Raw genomic sequence first — 18,635 nt, forward strand, 5'->3', positions numbered from 1 at the left:
CCGCGACAGCGCGAACTGCTCGGATGGTGCTTTCCGGCGCCGCCCGCACCGGGAGAGCACCGTTCTGCGGGCGATTTCTCAGAGTTTGCGGACGCCGTCGGCCTGACTGCGACCGTCCCGTCCCGGCTTCACCTCGTACTCGACCCGGTCCCCTTCGTCGAGAGTCCGGAAACCGTCCATGTCGATCGCCGAGTAGTGCACGAAAACGTCCGAACCGTTGTCCGTGGCGATGAATCCGTACCCCTTCTCGGGATTGAACCACTTGACCGTGCCGACTGCCACGGCGTCCTCCTAGAAATATGATGCGCGACGCCGCCAGGCGCCGATGTAGCAATCGCCACGTTACCGCACGCGGACGGATCCGTCCCGTTCTCGATCGTGCGGTTTTCCTCCCGGAGTTCGACGCGCTGCGTGACGCGGCTGCTCGTCCGGAAAGGCGGGGATCCCGCTCACCGTCCGCTTCCGCCGCGCTGCGACCAGGAGCTCATCCGATGCGGGTTGCGGCTCTGCGCCACCACCCGTCCAGGCCCGGCGAAGTCGACGACCAGCCCGTCGCCCGTGCGCATGGACTGCGCGCGTCCCTGCTCGGACTGGCGGAGCCTGCACTGCAGCGTGTCCACATAGGCCACCAGGTGACCGGCGTCCATGGTCACGAACTGCCCGGGCTGGAGCTCGTGGACGTCCAGCGCCCCGCAGCAGGCCAGCACGAGCTGCCCCTGCCCGCTCGCGTGGGCGAGGAACCCGGGTTGTCCCCCGAAGAGCTCGCGGAACCCGTTCCAGCCCGCGTCGAGTCGAACGGTTCCGGCCGCGGCGAGCCAGGACCGCCTGGCCACGCACCAACCCCGTCGGCCGTCCATCTCGACGGTGTGCACGTCCCCGGGAAAGCTGGGGGCCACGTCGACCCAGCCGCCCTGCGGACCGGCCGTGTAGCTCCACTCCGAGGCCGAACCGCCCCCGAGCCCGAACCGTCCGGGACCGCGCTTTCCCGCACCGCGCGCCGAAGAGCTCGTCACCCCGTAACTGTTGGCCATGGCCTCGGATCCGGTGCGCGCGACCTCGCCGGCCGCGAGCACGAGTCGCGCCACCCCGAACGAAGGCGAATGTCGAGTTCGGACCTGCACTACCCCTCCAGGCAGGGCGACGACGCCCCGCGGACACGCTCGTCCCGACGGAGGGAAGTCTGGCACGCACGCAGCTCGTCCACCGAACGGGTGAGGCAGGCAGTGCGCTCCGCGGGGCGCTCCCCGGGGCGCTCCGCGGGCGCGGCTCGCAGCGGTGACCCGCGCGAACGGCCGAAGGCACCCGTGCCGACGCCGGACTGCTCCGCCCAAGCGCACCCGGCAGAACCCCACCATTGGAACGTTTCGCGCGAAACCGTCAATCCGGAAAAAACTCCAGAATGAGCGTTTCGCGCGAAACCGCGCACCCGAAGGCCTCGGGGACGCAGCCCTCGCCGAGCGAACCACGCCAGAAACCCGAGAGGAACTTCCAGCGGAAAGCTCAGTCCGACACAGGCGCTCACGAGCCCGAGCAGTCGGCACCGCCGCGGATTCCCAGTCAAGTGCCCGGCGGAGAAAGCCTCGACGTGGCGCAGCCCGCTGCCCGATGTCGGGCCTGGCCGCACCGAGAACCCGCGAGAGGTTCCGCCGCCCACACCGCCACGCGAAAAGACCCGTCGCCCCGAGGCGGTGCACCATGTCCGACCATCAGGGGCGTGGCTCACACAACCGATCCCTCGGCACTGCTGTCGGTGGACGAGTACCGCAGGCGCGTAGCGGAACTGCTCGTCCCGACTCCGACGGTGAACCTGCCACTGGACGAATGCCTGGGACTGGCGCTGGCCGAAGGCCTGACGGCGCCGATCTCCCTGCCGCCCTTCGACAACTCGGCCATGGACGGTTACGCCGTCCGCTCGGCCGATCTCGCGGAAGCGGCCCCGGACAGACCCGTGACTCTTCCCGTGACCGCCGACATCCCCGCGGGCCGAGTGCACGTCGACGAGCTCGCCGCGGGGACGGCTCATCGGATAATGACGGGCGCGCAGCTGCCTCCCGGCGCCGACGCGACGGTCCCGGTGGAGCGCACCGACGGGGGCACGGAGCGGGTGAGGATCCACGCCACCGTTGCCGCCGGGGCCAACGTCCGCGGCAGCGGTGAGGACGTGACCGCGGGGCAGACCGTCCTCGACGCCGGGTGCACGCTCGGGGCCGCCCAGCTGGGCATGGCCTCGGCCGTGGGAAGCGCCGAGCTCCCGGTCCACCGCCCTCCTCGGGTGCTCGTGCTCTCGACCGGTTCGGAACTGGTGCGTCCGGGAACACCGCTGCGCGGCGGCGAGATCTACGAGTCCAACGGAACGATGCTCGCGGCGGCGGTGCGCCAGTGCGGCGGCACGGCCGAGCTGCTGCACTTCGTGCCCGACGACGTCGCGGCCTTCCACTCCGCGCTGGAGCCTTACCTGGAAGAGACCGATCTGATCCTCACCTCCGGCGGGGTGAGCGCCGGTGCCTACGAGGTGGTCAAGGACGCGCTGGAGGGCGACGAGGTCCGCTTCGAGAAGGTCGCCGTGCAGCCGGGCATGCCGCAGGGGGCGGGCCACTACACCGCGGGAGGGCGACGTGTCCCCGTGATCACGCTTCCGGGCAACCCAGTCAGCTCGATCGTGTCCTTCGAGGTGTTCGTGCGCCCCGCCCTGCGCCGGGCGGGCGGGCACAGCACAGTGGACCGCCCGCGCAGAAGAGCGACGCTGTCCGAGACCCTGCGCTCCTCGCCGAGCAAGCGCCAGTACCGGCGCGGGCTCTTCGACCCGGAGTCCGACACGGTCACGGCGCAGGGCGGACCGGGCTCGCACCTGCTCTCCGGCATGGCCGCCGCCAACTGCCTCATCCAGCTGCCGGAGGAGAGCTCCGAGGCCCCGGAGGGGACCACAGTGGACGTATGGCTCCTCGACGGCTGAGCGTTCTCCACCGCGGTCGTCGGGAGAGTCCGGGTGGTGCCCGCAGGCTCCGAGGGCGCCGCAAGAGCACCACCGGCCGGTCCCCCGAGCTCTCCGGCGGGGTTCCGGACCGAAGACCTGGGGTGACACTTCTCCTTCCCGGGTTCCCTACCGCCGAACCCTCGGGGATGACTAGCCTGTGAGCTTGCGCGGTTCGGGTTGCGTGGCTGGTTGCTGCAGGTACTGGAAAGCCGCTGAGCCGCTTCCCGACGAGCGCCCCCGGCCGAGCGGGGAGTCACCCGATCCGCGCAGGCACCAAGCCAGCGTTCACGGACCATCGTCAGTCGGGAGTTGTCACTGTGCGTGGCCCATGGCGTGCCGCTCTGACATCGGCACTGCACATCGGTTTCTTCGCCGTACCGGCAGTGCTGGTTCTCGGGCTGTTCGGAATCGCCGCCTACGCGGCCCGCTACGACTTCGGCAACGGAGCGCGCGCCGCGCTGGCCGGACTCGTGGTCGCGGTCTGCGTCCTCGTGATGTTGCGCGGTCTGCTCGGAGTCGACGACAGACCGCGCGGAGTCCTCGTCAGCGGTGACGCCCAGCCCCAGTTGTGGCGCACCGTCCGCAAGGTCGCCAAAACCGCCGAGGCGCCCGAACCGGACGAACTGCGCATCACCTGCGACACCGGAGTGCGGCTGCGGGAGCGGACCAGACTGCTCGGCCTGCTGCGCGGCACCCGGTGCCTGGAGATCGGCCTCCCGCTGCTGGCCGGCCTCACGGTCACCGAGCTGTCGGTCGTGCTGACCCAGGAGCTGAGCAAGGGCGGCGGCAGCTTCCCCGAGACGCTCGCCTGCCGCGTCCGCGACACCGTCCTGGACACCGAGCGGAAGCTGACCGCGGGCCCCACCAAGTGGCTGTTCTCCGGCCACGCCCGGCTCTGCGCGGCGCTGACGACCCCGCTGGTGCGCACTCGGATCCTGCGCGGGGACGCGATAGCGACCCGTCTCGCGGGCAAGCGCACCACGATGGCGACCCTGCGCAAGCACGTGGGGCTGCAGCTGGGGTGGCGGGATTACACGAAGGAATACCTGAGCATGGCCGCCCGGATGGAGCACACCCCGGACGTGCTGCTCGGTTTCCGCTCGTTCCTCGACAACCAGCACCGCAAGAAGGACCTGGCCGAACGGGCGAAGGAGACCATCGCCGCCGAGCGGGCCGACGACCCATCCCGACCCACTGCTTCCCAACGCCTCGAAGCCCTCAAGCGGGCTTCCGCGAGCGAACCCGACGAAACGGACGACCGTCCCGCCGTCGCCCTGGTTCGCAACCCGCGCAAGAGCATCCCGTCCATCGAGGACCGCCTGCTGGTGGACGGTCTGGGCACGCGGGTTCCGTGGCCGGAGCTGGCGCGCATGGCCGCCGATCACGACGTCGCCGTGCAGGCGGGCAGGCTCAGCTCAGCCGTCGTCCAGAGCGGGGTGGAGGCCGAACCGAACCTGGCCGGGGTGTTGGCGGCCATGCACCGGGGCGAGATGAACGAGCTGATCAACCCGGCGCTCAACCCGGGGTTGTCGCCCGAGCTGGTGGACGAGGCCGTGGTGGACACGACGACGGAGCTGCTCGGGGCCACCGTGGTGGACGCCCTGGTTCAGGCTGGGCACGCGAAGCACGAGCTGGACTGGAGCGGTCCTCCGAAGCTCCAGCTCGCCGACGGCAGGGCGCTGGACCCGGACAAGCTGGTTCGGCCCGCCGTGGCCGATCCCCGACTGGTGCCCGGGTTGCACCGGCATCTGCTGCACCTCGGGGTCGCGCTGGACCACGAGCGGCCGCCGAGCGAGGAACCGTCCCCGAAGCTCTCCGGTCTGGTCAGCCCGGTGCTGGTCGCGAAGAGTCCTCACGACCTGTTCGTCACCGACCGGGGGGTGCTGCTGCTGCCCAACCGGACGGGAACGCTCCGGCGGTTGTTGGCCGGGGCGTTCGCCCGCCTCCGCCGGACCGAGCACGAGCGCCTCGAGCGGTTGGCGGAGACCCCCGTGGCCGAGCTACGCGAGCTGGAGGGTTCCCAGTGGGTGGACAGCCGGGACGTCGCCACGGCCGAGTTGCACCGGGACGTGAAATCCTGGGAGCTGACCATGGAGCTCTATCTGGACGACTACGCGGTCTCGGAACTCTCCGAGTCCCTCACCGAGCCCGCTGAGGATTCCGCGGGTGAGGAGGAATTGGCCAGGTTGCGCATATCCAGCGTCACCGACTCATTCGAGCGTGGGACGCCCTACTCGGGAGTGGGCGACCTCTTGGGGGCCCGGTTGAGCACTGACCAACCTTCTCACTCGGACGAGTGAGACCAGCAGCACAATCAAACACAAAATGTTATTGAATCTGTGACAGAAGTCCTCCGGTAGTGGCTACTCAACTCCTTGTGAGTTCCACTACACTGGACGCAGCATCACAAGCTGTCGAACAGTTACACCCCACCCGTCACATCTACACAGCGTCGGATCTTTTCAGCACCCTGGTGCCCGCGAGAAGATCGGATCGGATTCGGATGCGTGTGCCGTCGGGGGGCGCACGGATCCACCGGGGGGCCGTTCGGAGTCAGCGGGGAGGCCCCGAGCGGTCGTGGTTCCGGGCGGTGCCGGCACTTCGGGGGTGCCGGCACCGTCCCGGAATCCGAGAAACCACCACTCCACCCCGCGGTCGCCCGATCACCGCCACCGCCGACGCAACCGCCGACGCAGCAGCGCTCCACGGCCGGACGAATCCACGGGCCACCCCGGGGGGCGGACCGCCCACGGCCGGAGACGTGGCCCCCGAATCAGGGCCGGCCGAGCACGAGCGGGAACCTCGAACGCCAGTACAGGCCGTGAATCCGCGCACAACCGCCCCCTGCTCACGGTCGGCAACCGGATATCAGCGATGCTGTAACCACGGCGACGCGAGCAAGCGACACGTCGCATCCTGACCGTCGACGCAGGGGCGAGCCACCTCGATGAAGAACGCGGACTCCGCACCGACAACCGGCCCGTTACTCAAGCTGGCACAGCTGACCCGCGAGACCCTCCCGCCCATGCACCGGGCGGGCAGACCGTTCGTGCTCGCGGGAGCGCTGGCCACCGTACTGCTGCGCCGCCTCTGGCGTCCGGCGGGAGTGCTCGGTGCCCTCGCCACGGCCTGGTGCGCGTGGTTCTTCCGCGAACCGCGCCGAGTCACCCCCCGCAGGCCCGGCATCGCCGTCGCACCGGCCGACGGCACGATCTCCGGGGTGCAGGACGCCTGCCCCCCGCCCGAGCTCGGCCTGGGCCGGCAGCCGATGCGGCGGATCAGCATCTTCCTGACGGTGTTCGACGTGCACGTGCAGCGGATACCGGCCGACGGGGAGGTCACCGCGCTCGCCTACCGCCCGGGCGCCTTCCTCTCGGCCGACCTCGACAAGGCCAGCGAGGACAACGAGCGCAACGCGATGCTGCTGCGCACCCCCGAGGGAGTGGACCTGGTGGCGGTGCAGATCGCCGGGCTGGTCGCGCGCAGGATCGTGTGCTCGGTTCAGGAGAAGGACTCCGTCTCAGCCGGGGACACCTACGGGCTGATCCGCTTCGGCTCCCGCGTGGACCTCTACGTCCCCGCGGACAGCCGAGTGGCGGTGGAACCGGGCCAGCGCGCCGTCGGCGGTGAAACGGTCCTCGCCGAGTACACCCGCGGGAACGGTGCGACAGCGGTATGAGCGAGACACGTAGTAACCCGCCCGGGGTGCGGTTCCTGCCCAACGCGGTAACCGTGCTGGCGATGTGCGCGGGGCTGTCCGCCGTGCAGTTCGCGCTCAACCAGCAGTTGGAGGGAGCCATCGCCGCCACGGCGGTGGCCGCCGTGCTCGACGGCCTGGACGGCCGGATAGCACGGCTGCTGGACGCCACCAGCAAGATGGGCGCCGAGCTCGACTCGCTCTCCGACGCGATGTCCTTCGGGGTGGCGCCCGCCCTCACCCTCTACGCCTGGCAGCTGGCCGGGAACCGGGTCGGCTGGGTAGTGGCCCTGGTCTTCGCGGTGTGCATGATCCTGCGGCTCGCGCGTTTCAACACGCTGCTCGACGACGGGGAGCAGCCGTCGTTCAGCAAGGAGTTCTTCGTCGGGGTTCCCGCCCCGGCGGCGGGCCTGCTCGCGCTGCTGCCGATCGTGATCACCGCGGCCGCGGGCGGTGACGGCTGGTGGTCGGCCCAGCCGACCGTGATGGTCTGGATGCTCGCGATCGCCGCTCTCGCGGTGAGCAGGGTCCCGACGTTGTCGTTGAAAACGGTCAAGGTCCCGGCCAAGCTGGTCGCACCGCTGCTGGTGCTGGTGGCGCTACTCGCGGCCGGCATCGTGACCTACCCGCTGATCTCGCTGACGATCGCGCTGGCCGGTTACCTCGTGCACGTGCCGTACGCCGTGTACCGCCACCACTGGCTGGCCAACCACCCGGAGGCCTGGGAGGTCCCTCCGCGGGAGCGCAGGGCCATCCGCCGCAGTCAACGGCGGCTCGGGCTGCGTCCCCCGCTGCGTCGCCGGGTCGCCGGGGCCGCGCGGCGGGTCAGGTTGCCCCGTCGCAATGGTGACCGCGACCGGGAGAACAGGCGCAGCTACCGGGCGCTGGGGCTGCGGCACCGCTCGAAGTGAGCCCGTCGGCGGGCGGTGCCCCGACTCCGGGGCCGCCCGCCGAACGTGCTCGGCGGATCGGCACTGCCACGCACGGCGGGGCCGGGGCGCACCACCCGAGCGGGCCGAGCCGTGCAGTCTCTACGCTCGAGTCGTGAGCACGACTTCGTCGATCACCCTCACCGCCAGGTTGACCAACTCGGCCGCGGAGAACCGCCGCGGAGTGCTGCGGTTGCACCCCGAGGTGCTGGACGCCCTCGGGCTGAGCAGTCTCGACGCGGTCCGGATCACCGGATCCAGCGACACCGTGGCGCTGGCCGCGAGCACCAGGATCGGCGAGTCCACGGGCGCGGTGCTCGTCGACGACATCATCCTGCGCAACGCGGGGGCCACCGAGGGCAGCACGCTCCTCGTCACCCCTGAACGGGTGCACACGGCCCGCTCGATCACCGTTTCCGGTTCGCGGATGGCCACCGCTTCGATATCCCCGGAAACGCTGCGTCTCGCGCTCACGGGCAAGGTGCTGCTGGCCGGGGACGCGGTTTCGCTGCTGCCCCAGGACCTCATCGGCGGAACCACCGGGGCGGCGGGGGCGGTCCGCGGCAGGCTTTCCGCCTCGTTCGGCAGCACCTGGACCAACGAGCTGGTCACCATCGCAGCCACGGATCCGTCCGGGGCGGTGGCGATCCGCCCCGGGACGCTGGTCGACTGGCAGCGCACCACTGGGGCTTCGGCGGGGTCGGAGGCGGGGCCGGAGGCTGCTTCGCCGTCGCCGACGACTTCGCAGCGGCAAGCGCCCGATCGCTCCGCCGCGGAGCCCGCCGCTGCCCCGGCCGAGGTGGGCGGGCAGCGGATCCTGCCGCTTTCCGATCTGGTTTCCGGAAGACAGGCGGCCGCCCGGTTGGACGAGTGGCTGCGGCTCTCCTTCCGTCAACCCGAGCTGCTGGAACGCCTCGGCACCACGGCACGGCTGGGGGTGCTGCTCAGCGGCCCCTCCGGGGTGGGCAAGGCGACGATGGTTCGTTCGGTAACCGCGGCCGTGGAGGCCGAGCTCGTGGAGCTGAGCGGTCCGAGCGTCGCCGCCCTGGAGGCCGCGACCGCTGCGGAACGGGTTCACGAGGCGGTGCGACGGGCGCGTGCGGCGGCGAGCCGGAGCGGCGGTTGCGTACTGCTGGTCACTGATGTGGAGGAGCTCCTTCCCGCCGCTGACCCACCGCCGCTTTCCACGGTGGCGCTGGACGCGCTGCGCTCGGCCACGGCCGAGCGCGGGGTGGCGCTCGTGCTCACCAGCGCTTCCCCGCAGGAAGTGGCCCCGGGAGCTCGGGAGCCCGGGCTCGCCGACCGGGAGCTGACCGTCGGTCCTCCCGACGTGTCGACCCGCACCGAGCTGCTCCGGGTGCTGCTCGGGCAGACCCCGCTGCACCGCGATGTGGACGTGGGCCGGCTCGCCGAACGCACCCCCGGTTTCGTCGCCGCCGACCTGGAGGCGTTGTGCGGGGAGGCGGCCGTGCAGGCCGCGCTGCGGCACCGCACCGAGCACGACGTGGAGGAACCCTCCGTGGAGGCCGCGGACTTCGAGCGGGCGCTGTCCTCCGTGCGCCCCATCTCGATGTCCACGACGGACACGCTCCGGACCGGCGATCTCACCCTGGACGACGTCGGGGACATGACCGAGGTCAAGCAGGCGCTGAACGAGACGGTGCTCTGGCCGCTGAGCTACCCGGACTCCTTCGCCAGGCTGGGGATTCGTCCGTCTCGCGGGGTGCTGCTGCACGGTCCGCCCGGCTGCGGGAAGACCTTCCTGGTGCGGGCGCTGGCCGGTTCTGGCGAGCTCAACGCGATAGCGGTCAAGGGGGCGGAGCTGCTGGACAAGATGGTCGGCGAGTCCGAGCGCGCGGTGCGCGAGCTGTTCGCCAGGGCCGCGGAGGCCGCCCCGACCCTGGTGTTCCTGGACGAGATCGACGCGCTCGCCCCGGTGCGGGGACAGTCCTCCAACTCGGGGGTCACGGACCGGGTGGTGGCCGCGCTGCTGACCGAGCTGGACGGGGTGGAGCCGTTGCGCGACGTCGTGGTGATCGGGGCGACCAACCGGCCCGAGCTGGTGGACCCGGCGCTGCTGCGGCCTGGCAGGCTCGAGCGCTCCATCGGGGTTCCGCCGCCCGACGCGAAGGCGCGGGCCGAGATCCTGCGCTCCGCCGGCAGGAACACCCCGCTGGCTTCCGATGTGGACCCGGAGGTGCTGGCCGAGTCCCTCGAGGGGTACTCGGCCGCCGACTGCTCAGCGCTGATCAGGGAGGCGGCCCTCGCCGCGCTGCGGGAGAGCATGGACGCGACCGAGGTGTCGGCCACGCACGTCGAGGCCGCGCGCTCCCGGGTGCGTCCTTCGCTGTCCGCGGAGCAGCTGGCCGCGTTCGAAGCGTACGAGCAAGGAGGGTGAACGGGCCGCATCTTCGGGTAGGCCCCGCGGCGGCGCTTTGCGTGCGGGGCCGGTTGCTTGGGTGGCCGGGTGGCCGTCACGTGAGTCGGCGCCTTGCTGTGTTGGAGGGCACATCGAGTAGCGGCACGCCCCACGGTGCCCTGCCGCCTTGCAACGCGTCCGACTCACGCACCGGATCTCCTCGTCCTGACCGAGCTGAAGCACCTGCGCTGGGATGCGCCCCCGAGTTGAGCTTCTCGGGATTTCCCTTCGGCGCGCCAGCGCCGAACCCCCGGACAGGAACTCCCAATCGAGGGGGCCACGCCAACGCGAATGCTCTGAGCCCGAGCCATCAGCACCGCCGCGGGTTCTCAGTCGAGTGCCCGGCGAGGACAGCCTCGACGTTGTGTAGGTGCCTACCCGATGTCGAGGATCCCGCAGCCGGGCGCCGACTGAGGTTCCGCCAAGCAACCACCCACGCAGGACGAGCCGTCGACCCTAACTACCCCAGGCCGTCGTAGTTCTTGGTGACTATCACGATAACCCCGGGACTGGCGTCGGATATGCCGTCGAACCTGGGTTCGGTCCGCACGTCGAGTTTCCGCGCCACCGTTTCGGCCTTGGAGCGCTCGCCGGTGTCCGGTCGGTAGTACACGGTCGTGACGGGGATGCGCCCTCCCGAGTAGTTGTTCACCTCGGCCACGTCGAACCCGGCGCCGCGCAGGTCGTCCGCAGCGCGGTGCGCGAGCCCCTCGATCTTGCTGTTGTTGTACACCCGCAGGGAGACGCTCTCGGACTTCCCGGAGGAGCCCGAGCCGCCCTCCCGGGATCCGGTGTTGTCCGGGCTCCGGTTCTCCGAGGTAACCCGCTGCGGTGGGGAGCTGGGCGCGCTCGACTCCTCGGGGGGTGCTGAGGAGGTGGACTGCTCCGCTTCCCCCGTGCTCTCCGCGCCATTCTCCCCGCTGTTCTCCGCGCTCTCGGTGGGGCTCGTCCCCGTCGACGTGCTTTCGCTCTCGGAGGCGGTCCGCGAGCTCGTCGCCACCGGTCCGGTGGAGGGTTCGGCCACCGTGTCGCTCTCACCGGCGAACACCGAGGCCGTTCCGAAGACGAGCGCGAGCGCTCCGATTCCTATGAGCGTGAAACCGCCGATCCGCGCTGCGGAGGGGCCGGTGGGGGGTTCTCCGGAGGTCATCAACTACTCCCGTACGGGTCCGGGACGTGTGGGGCCGAGCCGAACGCGGCCGAGCGGCGTTCGCGACGCAGTCGCTTGATCAGCATCGGCTCGCTCCGCATCGCCGCGGGCTTGTCCAGCAGATCATCGAGCAGGTGCCGGTACTCGGACAGGGTGAGCGCGAACAGCTCCCGAACCGCTCGTTCCTTGCTGTCCGTGCCCTTCCACCACTGACGTTCGAAGGCGAGCACTTCGCGCTCACGCTCGGTCAGCTCGTCGGGGCGGACTTCCTCGCCGGTCTCGTCGACCGCGCTCCCCCTGGCCTGTTCGGGAACGCGCTCGATCGGCTGAGTCATAGGTTCGACGGCGCGTAAGTGCCCGCGGGGTCTCTCCTCGGCGGGTCCTTCAGCGCCGGATTCCGATTCGGGTCGCTCGGCGGTGCGCGCGCGCTGCTGGCACTGCCGCGCGATCTCGTGTGCGGTCAACATCTGGGCGGCGTCCATGTCGCACCTCGCCTCACGATCGACTATCCGCACCGGAAGGCACCGGTTCGTGCCCCCTACGCATTACACCATGTCTTGATCAAAACGGGGTCACGTCACGCTCCCGAGTGATGACATCAGCGTGGCGCTCCGCGTCGGCGCGAGGTGCGCCTGCGGTCGTGTTCACCTCGGGGGAACCCTCCGCTCCCGAAGTACCGGATATGGTTTCGCGCATGACCGTCCACCCGATCCGCATCGCGGGCGACCCGGTGCTGTACACCGAGACCCGGCCAGTGACGTCTCACGACGAGCAGTTGCGCACCCTCATCGAGGACATGTTCGAGACCATGGACGCCGCCAACGGCGTGGGGCTCGCTGCCAATCAGATCGGGGTGGATCTGCGCCTGTTCGTCTACGACTGCCCGGACGACGAGGGGGTCAACCACCGCGGGGTGGTCGTCAACCCGCGCCTGGAGACCTCGGAGGTGCCGTTGACCATGCCCGATCCGGACGAGGACTGGGAGGGGTGCCTCTCCGTGCCGGGCGAGTCCTTCCCCACCGGACGCGCCGACTGGGCCAGGGTTCGGGGAACCGACGGCGACGGTGCGGAGATCGAGGTGGAGGGGACCGGGCACTTCGCCCGGTGCCTGCAGCACGAGACCGATCACCTGGACGGCAGGCTGTACCTGAGCAGGCTGACGGGCAGGCACGTGCGGGCCGCGAAGAAGATGCTCAAGCGCAACGGCTGGACCGAGGCGGGGCACTCCTGGAATCCCGAAAGCGATCCGGACCCCTTCTCCGACTGATCCGCGCGCCAGCCCTCGGGCACGTCCAGGTTCCGCCAGGTGTCGAGCAGCTCCCCGAACTCGCGGGCGAGAGTACCGGTGCGGGCGCCACAGCGCGCTCACCTCCCGTGTCATGGTCGTCACGCATCGTGTCCTCCCGCTGTCGCGCCGGTGCCCGCGCCTCTGCTCGGCAGCGTAGCGATTCCTCGCCCGGCCGTCAGCGGTTCGGAGTCGCGTTGCGGACGCTCCACCTGATGGCTAAGGTCTGGCGCCGACAACTGAAACCGCGGGAGCTCGCTCCGCAAGCGGGCTGAGAGGGCGGCCGAGATCCTCCGGGGCCGCCGACCGCACGAACCTGACCGGGTAATACCGGCGTAGGGAGGGGAACGGCCATGGCCGACGTGTATCCGCAACCGTCCGATTCGAGCGAAGCGGCCACCTCGGAGTCCGGGCAGGCACCCGGAGGGATCACCGCACCGGGCGTCACCACGGGCGCCATCCGGGGCTCGCGCAAGGTCCACCACCGCACCGAGTCGGGGCTGCCCGTCCCGGCCCGCCGCGTCGAGCTGAGCAACGGCGAGCACCTGGACGTCTACGACACTTCGGGGCCCTACACCGACGAGAACGCCGAGATCGACGTGCACCGGGGGCTGCATCCGCTGCGCTCCGGTTGGACGGACGGTCGCGAGCACCGCACCCAGCTCGAGTGGGCCCGGGACGGTGTCGTCACCCGCGAGATGGAGTTCATCGCGGCACGCGAGGGGCTGTCCGCCGAGCTCGTGCGCTCGGAAGTGGCGGCCGGGCGCGCGGTGATCCCGGCCAACCGCCGTCACCCGGAGACCGAGCCGATGACCATCGGGAAGAACTTCCTGGTGAAGGTCAACGCCAACATCGGCAACTCCGCGGTGTCCTCCTCGATCGAGGAGGAGGTGGAGAAGATGGTCTGGGCCAGCCGCTGGGGCGCGGACACCATCATGGACCTGTCCACCGGCAGCCGCATCCACGAGACGCGCGAGGCCATCCTGCGCAACTCGCCGGTGCCGATCGGGACCGTGCCGATCTACCAGGCCATGGAGAAGGTCGGCGGCGATCCGGCCAACCTCACCTGGGAGTCCTACCGGGACACGGTCATCGAGCAGTGCGAGCAGGGCGTCGACTACATGACGGTGCACGCCGGGGTGCTGCTGCGCTACGTCCCGCTGACCGCCCAGCGGGTGACCGGGATCGTCTCCAGGGGCGGGTCGATCATGGCCGCGTGGTGCCTGGCCCACCACGAGGAGAGCTTCCTGTACACGCACTTCTCGGAGCTGTGCGAGATCCTGCGCTCCTACGACGTCACCTTCTCCCTCGGGGACGGCCTGCGGCCCGGTTCGATCGCCGACGCCAACGACAGGGCCCAGTTCGCCGAGCTCGAGACCCTCGGCGAGCTCACGCACATCGCGCGCGAGCACGGCGTGCAGGTGATGATCGAGGGGCCCGGGCACGTGCCGATGGACAAGATCGAGGAGAACGTGCGCCGCGAGGAGGAGCTCTGCGGGGAGGCCCCCTTCTACACGCTGGGGCCGCTGGCCACGGACGTGGCACCGGCCTACGACCACATCACCTCGGCGATCGGCGCGGCCAACATCGGCAGGGCCGGAACGGCCATGCTGTGCTACGTCACCCCGAAGGAGCACCTCGGGCTGCCCAACCGGGACGACGTGAAGACCGGGGTGATCACCTACAAGATCGCCGCGCACTCCTCCGACCTGGCCAAGGGGCATCCGCGGGCCCAGGAGCGGGACGACGCGCTGTCGAGGGCGCGCTTCGAGTTCCGGTGGAACGACCAGTTCAACCTGGCGCTGGACCCGGAGACCGCGCAGGCCTACCACGACGAGACCCTGCCCGCCGAACCGGCGAAGACCGCCCACTTCTGCTCCATGTGCGGCCCGAAGTTCTGCTCCATGAAGATCACCCAGGACGTGCGGGACTACGCGGACAAGCACGGGCTCAACAGCGTGGAGGCGATCGAGGCCGGGATGCGGGAGAAGGCCGAGGAGTTCACCGCCGCGGGCGGGAAGGTCTATCTGCCGATGGCCGAGTGAGGGGCGCACCGCGGCCGCAGGCCCCGGGGCCGGCGGCCGCTCTCGCCCGGAGGCGGGCCGCTCGCCGCGCAGGTGGCTGCTCGCGTGCCGGACATCAGGCCATCCGCGACAAGCGACTCCCCGAGAAGCCTGTCACCCCAACGCAGGTGCTCTGAGCCTGACCCGTCGGCGCCGCCGCGCAACCACCTACGACAAGCCAGTCCCCGAAAAAGCCCCACCCCAACGCAGGTGCTTTGAGCCCGAGCCACCGGCGCCGCCGCGGGTTCTCTCGTGGTGCTCTCGCGAGGAAGGCCCGACGTTGTGTAGGTGGCTACCCGATGTCGGGCCTCCCCGGAGCGAGAGTCCGCGAGAGGTTCCGCCACCCGCACCGCCACGCAACCACCCACGCCAAGCCAGTCCCCGAAAAAGCCTCCACCCCAACGCAAGCGCTTTGAGCCTGCGCAGGAGGAGAAGATCCGGTGCGTGAGTCGGATGCATTGCAAGGCCGGGCCGCTCGCAGCGTAGGTCGCTACTCAAGAGCGGCCCAACACAGCAAGGCACCGACTCACGTGCCGGCTAACCGACCAACCGACCCAACTACCCCCGTACGGACTCCTAAAATGAGTGGGATGGACTCGACCTCAGGCACCCACCGCCCCGCCAACAACACGGCTCCGCCGACGGCGCTGACCATCGCCGGTTCGGATTCGGGTGGAAGCGCGGGGATGCACGCGGACCTGCGCACCTTCTTCTCCTGCGGGGTCCACGGGATGACCGCGGTCACGGCGGTGACCGTGCAGAACACGGTCGGTGTGAGCGATGTGGTCGAGATCCCCCCGGAGACCGTGGCGGCCCAGATCGAGTCCGTGGCCTCGGACATCGGGGTGCGCGCGGCCAAGACGGGGGTGTTGGCCTCGGCCGAGTGCATCGAGGCGGTGCTGCGGGCCTGCGACCGGCAGGGCATCGGCGGTGCGGGGCGGACGCCGTTGGTGATCGATCCGGTCGCCGCCTCGCGCAGCGGTGAGCCGCTGCTGCGCGACGACGCGCTGGAGGCGCTGCGCACCGAGGCCTTCCGGCGCGCGACCCTGGTCACCCCGAATCTGGACGAGGTGCGGTTGCTCACCGGGATCGACGTGCGCGGTCGGGAGCAGCTGTGGGACGCGGCGAAGGCGATCTACGACTTCGGGCCGAGCTACGTGCTGATCAAGAGCGGGCACCTGGCGGAGGACTCCGAGTGCGTGGACCTGCTGTTCGACGGGAACGAGGCCACGATGCTGCCGGGGCCGCGCTACTCCACCGTGCACACCCACGGGGCGGGGGACGCCTTCGCCTCGGCCACCACGGCCGCTCTCGCGCGGGGCGCTTCGGTGCCTCGGGCCGTGCGGATGGGCAAGCGGTTCGTCACGCGCTCGGTGGAGCACGCCTACCCGCTCGGCAGCGGGGTCGGCCCCGTCTCGACCTTCTGGCGGATCAGCAGTCGCTCGATCTGATCGCTGTCCGGCGCTCGCTCCGGTGCGGAGGCCTCGCTCCGGTCAGCGCCGGTAGCGCTCGGAACGCAGGCCGTCCAGGAAGGCCTTCCACGCTCGCGGGGAGACCGCGAGCACGCCGTCCTCCGGGCTCTTGGAGTCCCGCACGGCCGTGAACCCCGCGCCGAAGGCCACCTCGACGCAGTTGCCGCTGCCGCTTCCTGCGCCGCCTGACCGGGTGCTCCTGCACCACGTGCTCGTCAGCGGAAGAAGTCGACTGGCCATGGTATGTGCTCCTCGCGCACTCGGGAGCGCTCTTCAGGACCTGCTCGGTCAAAGCTATCGAATCAGCCTGCGGGTGGGAACGCTCCGTGAGGATACGGATTCGTCCAGGACGACGTGGTGCTGCAGCGGCTCCGCGCGACGGAGGATCCGTTGGCGTGCCAACCGAGCGGTGACACGTCGTTCGGCGATGTCCTCGGAAAGCCCCGGGTCCTTTCGGGAACACGCCCCCTCATCGAGTGATTTTCCTCGCTACCCAGTAACCCCGATCGTGGTGTGTGTCGACATCCCCGACGAAGGCGCGGATACCACGGACGGGTGGTTTCGCGGGCCACGGCCAACGTGGCCCGATCGTCGGCGCCGACGGCTCATCAGCACGACCATCAGCCGAAGCGTGGGGCGAATTCTGTGTTGAAACGACTGCAGGCGGAGTTGTCCACGGAAGCGGGTGCACCGGACCCCAGGCAACGGCAGTACACCACGGCCGTACTCCTCGCCGTCGCCGCGGCCGTGGTGCTCGGTTGGATGTTCGACCTCACGGGCCCGGCGATACTCGGCGGGCTGACGGCGGTGTTCGTGCTGATCACCTCCGAGGGGCACTCGTTGCGGGCGGATCTGCGCATGTTCGCCCGCTTCGCCCCGGCACTGACCCTGGTCATGGCCGTGGGGCCGCTGCTGGGAGAGATCCCGGTACTGGCCGGGACGCTGGTCACCCTCGTGGTGTTCGGCACCGGGATGCTGCCCGCCCTCGGCGAGCGCTACCGCACCTTCGGGCAGACCTTCGCCGCGGCCACCCTGGTCTCGACCACCACCGGAAGCGGCGCGGACCAGCCGGTCACGACCCTGGCCACCTGGGCCGTTCTCGGTTCCCTGTTCGCCCTGCTGCTGCGCGTGCTGCTCGGCCTGGGCGACCCCACGAGAACTATCCGGGTGACCGTCGCGCAGACCCTCACCACACCGGGCCCCGGTGTGGTGGCCGGGGCGGCCGCCGCGTGGCGCACCGACGGCAGGGTGAGCTGGCTGGGCCAAGTGCTGGCCGGTGCGGCGCGCTTCCGCGCCGCCCGCGAGGTGCTGCTGGCCCAGGCCCAGCAGACCGGCGGGCCCGAAGCCGAGTGGCTGCGCAGAACGGTCGCCCGCGGCGACGAGATCGCGACCGAGCTGGCCACGGCAGTGCGCTCCCGCGTGTGCACCGGGCTGAACCGGCTCGCCCGCGCGCGTCCCGAGGAACTGTCCGGTAGCGAGCAGCACGAGCTTCCCGAGGCCGTGCGCGGGATGAACGAGGGACTCGACCGGGTGCGCGCCGCCGTGCTCGAGCGGGACACCAGCGCCGCGACGGCGGCCACCAGCGGAGGACGCAGGCAGCAGGCCCTGGGAGCGGTGCGCGCGCACCTCTCGCTGCGCTCGGCGCTGTTCCGCCACGCCCTGCGCTGCGCGCTGGCCGTGGCCGCGGGCATGGCGGTCGCGCTGCTGCTGCACACCCCGGCGGCCTCCACGCTGCTGCTCGGGCTCCACGTGGTGCTGCAACCGGCCGCGCGGGACAGCATGAACGGTGCCCTCGAGCGCACCGGAGGCGCGGTGCTCGGCGTCGTCCTGCTGTCGGTGCTGATCGTGCTCGTGCCCCACGCCGTGCTGCTCGTCCCGCTGACCATCGCAGCGATGCTGCTGCGCGTGCAGCTGCTGCGCGGTGACTACCGGCTGCTGCTCGCCGCGTTGATCGGGATCACCTTGCTCGACCGGGTGAGCGCGGCCGAACGGCAGTCCCTGGTGGACTCCACCATCGGTTTCGCGGCCAACACCGCCATCGGGGCCGCGATAGCGCTGGCCGTCGGCTTCGTGAGCTACCTGGTGCTGCCGAGCAGCCTCCGTCCGGACGTGCACGGCACCATCCGCTCCACGGTGTGGTCCCTGTCCGAACTGCTGCGCAGCGTCCGCGCCGCGGGCAGGGGCGCCGAGGTACGGGCGGGCCTGCGGTCGGCGCACGTGCTCGCGCTGCGCCGCACCCAGGACCTGCTGGGACTTCCCGCGATGCTGGAAAGTTCGGAAACGGTGTACCAGCGCACCGCGAGCAGCACCAACAGCGCCGCGCTGGCCCTGGACGCGCTGCGGCAGGACCTGGCCACCCTGGCCTTCCGCCCCGACTCCGAACAAGCGCTGGCCACTCCCGCGCTGCGCGCGGTGGACGAACTGCTCGGCGGCAACACCACGGCGCGGATCCCGGACGTGGCCGGGGCCCGCGCCCCGGCCACCGAGCTGCTGGCCGGGTCGCTGCTGGAGAACGGCCTGCACGCGCGCTCCGCCATCGACGAGACGTTCGGCCACGCCGAGCCGTGGAAGAGCTACACCATCTCGTTCGTCCGGACCGAACGCCTCCGGATCCGGTGATCCGCACACCGCGGAACAGAGCCGCGG

14 protein-coding genes, 1 pseudogene and 1 riboswitch are annotated in these 18,635 nt (G+C 70.7%); of the genes and pseudogenes, 9 read left to right on the forward strand and 6 right to left on the reverse strand.

The window, feature by feature from the left end; translation table 11 throughout:
- Positions 1-78: 78 nt before the first annotated feature.
- Both G9Q41_RS14635 and G9Q41_RS14640 read right to left on the reverse strand, forming a co-directional pair.
- Positions 79-282: a cold-shock protein gene (locus G9Q41_RS14635; protein ID WP_017973067.1), complete on the reverse strand. Its 204-nt coding sequence runs from the start codon at positions 280-282 to the stop codon at positions 79-81.
- A 167-nt stretch (positions 283-449) separates the two neighbouring features.
- Positions 450-1,121 carry an AIM24 family protein gene (locus tag G9Q41_RS14640; RefSeq protein ID WP_165632831.1) on the reverse strand — a complete coding sequence of 224 codons (672 nt, stop codon included), beginning with the start codon at positions 1,119-1,121 and terminating at the stop codon, positions 450-452.
- Positions 1,122-1,714: 593 nt separating this feature from the next.
- Here G9Q41_RS14640 and glp point away from each other — a divergent pair.
- From glp to G9Q41_RS14665, 5 genes are all read left to right on the forward strand, one after another.
- On the forward strand, positions 1,715-2,953 hold the full coding sequence (glp, locus tag G9Q41_RS14645; RefSeq protein WP_347567543.1) for a gephyrin-like molybdotransferase Glp: 1,239 nt from the start codon (positions 1,715-1,717) through the stop codon (positions 2,951-2,953).
- A gap of 338 nt (positions 2,954-3,291) precedes the next feature.
- The gene (locus G9Q41_RS14650) at positions 3,292-5,274 is read left to right on the forward strand and encodes a M48 family metallopeptidase (protein ID WP_165632830.1); all 1,983 of its coding nucleotides are present in this window, start codon (positions 3,292-3,294) and stop codon (positions 5,272-5,274) included.
- Positions 5,275-5,921: 647 nt separating this feature from the next.
- The gene (locus G9Q41_RS14655) at positions 5,922-6,653 is read left to right on the forward strand and encodes a phosphatidylserine decarboxylase (protein ID WP_165632829.1); all 732 of its coding nucleotides are present in this window, start codon (positions 5,922-5,924) and stop codon (positions 6,651-6,653) included.
- On the forward strand, positions 6,650-7,582 hold the full coding sequence (gene pssA, locus G9Q41_RS14660) for a CDP-diacylglycerol--serine O-phosphatidyltransferase (protein ID WP_092524460.1): 933 nt from the start codon (positions 6,650-6,652) through the stop codon (positions 7,580-7,582). The genes G9Q41_RS14655 and pssA overlap by 4 nt, the downstream gene beginning before the upstream one ends.
- A 133-nt stretch (positions 7,583-7,715) precedes the next feature.
- Positions 7,716-9,998, forward strand: a complete 2,283-nt coding sequence (locus tag G9Q41_RS14665; protein ID WP_165632828.1) for an AAA family ATPase — start codon at positions 7,716-7,718, stop codon at positions 9,996-9,998.
- Positions 9,999-10,479: 481 nt separating this feature from the next.
- Here the strand turns inward: G9Q41_RS14665 and G9Q41_RS14670 are convergent, their stop codons facing one another.
- Together G9Q41_RS14670 and G9Q41_RS14675 are read right to left on the reverse strand one after the other, a co-directional pair.
- A complete protein-coding gene (locus G9Q41_RS14670) occupies positions 10,480-11,169 on the reverse strand; it encodes a LytR C-terminal domain-containing protein (RefSeq protein WP_165632827.1) in 690 nt (229 codons plus the stop codon).
- Positions 11,169-11,651, reverse strand: a complete 483-nt coding sequence (locus tag G9Q41_RS14675; RefSeq protein ID WP_165632826.1) for a DUF3263 domain-containing protein — start codon at positions 11,649-11,651, stop codon at positions 11,169-11,171. The genes G9Q41_RS14670 and G9Q41_RS14675 overlap by 1 nt, the downstream gene beginning before the upstream one ends.
- Positions 11,652-11,863: 212 nt before the next feature.
- On the opposite strand from G9Q41_RS14675, the gene G9Q41_RS14680 reads away from it, so the two are divergent.
- The 3 genes from G9Q41_RS14680 (at position 11,864) to thiD (ending at position 15,968) form a co-directional block, all read left to right on the forward strand.
- Positions 11,864-12,436, forward strand: a complete 573-nt coding sequence (locus G9Q41_RS14680; RefSeq protein WP_092527598.1) for a peptide deformylase — start codon at positions 11,864-11,866, stop codon at positions 12,434-12,436.
- Between the two features lie 255 nt (positions 12,437-12,691).
- Positions 12,692-12,813, forward strand: a riboswitch (TPP riboswitch).
- Positions 12,808-14,499, forward strand: a complete 1,692-nt coding sequence (thiC, locus tag G9Q41_RS14685) for a phosphomethylpyrimidine synthase ThiC (protein WP_207631069.1) — start codon at positions 12,808-12,810, stop codon at positions 14,497-14,499. It overlaps the preceding riboswitch by 6 nt.
- Before the next feature lie 599 nt (positions 14,500-15,098).
- Positions 15,099-15,968 carry a bifunctional hydroxymethylpyrimidine kinase/phosphomethylpyrimidine kinase gene (gene thiD / locus G9Q41_RS14690; RefSeq protein ID WP_092524468.1) on the forward strand — a complete coding sequence of 290 codons (870 nt, stop codon included), beginning with the start codon at positions 15,099-15,101 and terminating at the stop codon, positions 15,966-15,968.
- Between the two features lie 42 nt (positions 15,969-16,010).
- On the opposite strand, the gene G9Q41_RS14695 is transcribed toward thiD, so the two are convergent.
- Positions 16,011-16,229, reverse strand: a complete 219-nt coding sequence (locus G9Q41_RS14695) for a DUF397 domain-containing protein (RefSeq protein ID WP_092524470.1) — start codon at positions 16,227-16,229, stop codon at positions 16,011-16,013.
- 54 nt (positions 16,230-16,283) lie between these two features.
- A pseudogene (locus G9Q41_RS22020) lies at positions 16,284-16,433 on the reverse strand (Scr1 family TA system antitoxin-like transcriptional regulator); the annotation flags it as partial.
- A 201-nt stretch (positions 16,434-16,634) separates the two neighbouring features.
- Between G9Q41_RS22020 and G9Q41_RS14700 the strand changes: the two are divergent.
- A complete protein-coding gene (locus tag G9Q41_RS14700) occupies positions 16,635-18,608 on the forward strand; it encodes an FUSC family protein (protein ID WP_165632825.1) in 1,974 nt (657 codons plus the stop codon).
- Positions 18,609-18,635: the final 27 nt, after the last annotated feature.

This window comes from Actinopolyspora sp. BKK2, assembly GCF_011291845.1.
GTDB classification, from domain to species: Bacteria; Actinomycetota; Actinomycetes; order Mycobacteriales; family Pseudonocardiaceae; genus Actinopolyspora; species Actinopolyspora saharensis.

Coding starts and splice junctions, on each gene's coding strand:
- thiD (WP_092524468.1), top strand. CDS start 15,099: ATGAGTGGGATGGACTCGACCTCAGGCACCCACCGCCCCGCCAACAAC.
- G9Q41_RS14655 (WP_165632829.1), top strand. CDS start 5,922: ATGAAGAACGCGGACTCCGCACCGACAACCGGCCCGTTACTCAAGCTG.
- G9Q41_RS14680 (WP_092527598.1), top strand. CDS start 11,864: ATGACCGTCCACCCGATCCGCATCGCGGGCGACCCGGTGCTGTACACC.
- G9Q41_RS14675 (WP_165632826.1), bottom strand. CDS start 11,651: ATGGACGCCGCCCAGATGTTGACCGCACACGAGATCGCGCGGCAGTGC.
- thiC (WP_207631069.1), top strand. CDS start 12,808: ATGGCCGACGTGTATCCGCAACCGTCCGATTCGAGCGAAGCGGCCACC.
- pssA (WP_092524460.1), top strand. CDS start 6,650: ATGAGCGAGACACGTAGTAACCCGCCCGGGGTGCGGTTCCTGCCCAAC.
- G9Q41_RS14695 (WP_092524470.1), bottom strand. CDS start 16,229: ATGGCCAGTCGACTTCTTCCGCTGACGAGCACGTGGTGCAGGAGCACC.
- G9Q41_RS14670 (WP_165632827.1), bottom strand. CDS start 11,169: ATGACCTCCGGAGAACCCCCCACCGGCCCCTCCGCAGCGCGGATCGGC.